The 1,655-nt window shown below is 37.5% G+C and carries 2 protein-coding genes; both read left to right on the top strand.

Going from position 1 to position 1,655, the window contains the following annotated elements; translation table 11 throughout:
• The coding region (locus HMPREF0673_RS13255) for a DUF805 domain-containing protein (protein ID WP_007896652.1) at positions 1–918 on the top strand (918 nt) is incomplete at its 5' end.
• A 40-nt stretch (positions 919–958) separates the two neighbouring features.
• Positions 959–1,504, top strand: coding sequence for a hypothetical protein (locus tag HMPREF0673_RS00150; protein WP_157591591.1), 546 nt, complete (start codon positions 959–961; stop codon positions 1,502–1,504).
• Positions 1,505–1,655 lie beyond the last annotated feature (151 nt).

Here is a 1,655-nt window from a genome sequence, read left to right as displayed (position 1 = left end):
GGTGCTACATTCTACAAGCTTCTCACCCGTGAGACACCACCGCCAGCTTCTGACCTGGTAAGTGACGATGAACTTTTGGAGAACAAACTTCGTGAAAAGGGAGTGTCTGACAATCTTATCAAGGTTGTCACCGAGGCGATGTGTCCGAATGTAAGAAGACGAACACAGAGCATAAGGGAATTCAAAGGCAACCTTGATTGCATAAAGAGCGAGACGCAAGCGACAATTAACGTTACATCGGATGATACTATTGCAGGCACCGGTAAAGAGGAAACAATAGTCACGTCAGCAGAAGATTTTAAGAAGGCAGAAAATGTGTCAAAAAGTCCTGTGTTTACTGAAGATGCAGCAGAAAATACGGAGAACAAAGCTAAAAATGAAGATGACATTTCTTTAAATCATTCCATCTTCAATTTCAAAGGACGAGTAGGACGTGTACCCTATTGGTTGGTGGTGTTCTCTATATATGTTATAGGACTTTTCTTTTTTGTATTAGAGGAAACAATGCGAAGCATCGATGTGCAAGTTGAAAATAGTGTATTAAGCACGATGATGCTGGTGTTGTTGGTATTGTATTTCTATGTAGTGTTGGCTGTTGGAGCAAAACGTTGTCATGACTTAGGACATTCAGGATGGTTCCAAATGATTCCATTCTATGGCTTTGTAATGCTATTTGGTGCAGGAGATTGTGATGGCAATGAATATGGAGAGCGTAGAGATGGAATTTCCAAAAAGAGTTTGAAACTTTTAGGCAAGATTGTCGGTGGAATATTTGGAATATCTTTGTTTTTTATATTTATAGCAAATAGAGGTAATTCTGGAGTTATAGATGATACGTATGACTATCAGTATGACGCTACCGCTGATACAACAGCTGTAGATACAACAGCGGAAGGGTACTATGATATTGCTGAATAGCCTATTATTAGGTATTTTTATTTTAATAAAATTAGTCAAAATGAAAAATATTTTTTCTGTAATATTAATGATGTTTGCCATTCTTGCAATGGTAAGTTGTGACTCGCTCAATCCATCAGAGCGGCTGATGGTTGGTAAGTGGTATTATTCAGAAAGTAGTATGTATAATGATGGAAATAAAGCTACAGTAGAAAGTAATTATGAATATCATGATGACAAAACTTATATCAGCAACGGCACCGTGCGGTTAGTTTATGACGTGGATGGTGTGCAGGAAGTTGTGATGTTATCATTGGCTGAAAAAGGGACATGGAGCATAATCGACAAGATGCAAAATACAAATACCACTGATGTTGACATCAAAATTGTAGATGTCTCATTTCAAGGAGAAAATCTGACAGATGATAGAACTGTTATACAGGAATTAGTTGCTTCAGAGAAGAAACGTCTGTATTATGATATGGTTATACCTTGGAAAAAAGAATGGATGGGTGAAAGTTCAGATCGAATAATAACTCTAAATGAAACAACGTGTGTGACAGTCGACAAAGACGGAAATAAGACTGAAAGGCGTAGAATAAAATAGGAAAGGCAAACGATAAGGATTTTCTTCCTGTCGGCACGATGTAGAACGGCAAGTATAAAGTATCATATATGGATATAAACAACAAATTAATGTTGCAAGCAGGAACTATCTTGCATGGAACATACAAGATAGAGAAGATACTCGGACAAGG

This window comes from Leyella stercorea DSM 18206 (genome assembly GCF_000235885.1).
Lineage (GTDB): Bacteria > Bacteroidota > Bacteroidia > Bacteroidales > Bacteroidaceae > Prevotella > Prevotella stercorea.
The sequence above is the reverse complement of the archived record's forward strand: the minus strand, read 5'-3'. Positions and strand labels throughout refer to the sequence as shown.

Excerpts from the sequence above, each read along its gene's own strand:
- HMPREF0673_RS00150 (WP_157591591.1), top strand. The coding sequence starts at position 959 with ATGAAAAATATTTTTTCTGTAATATTAATGATGTTTGCCATTCTTGCA.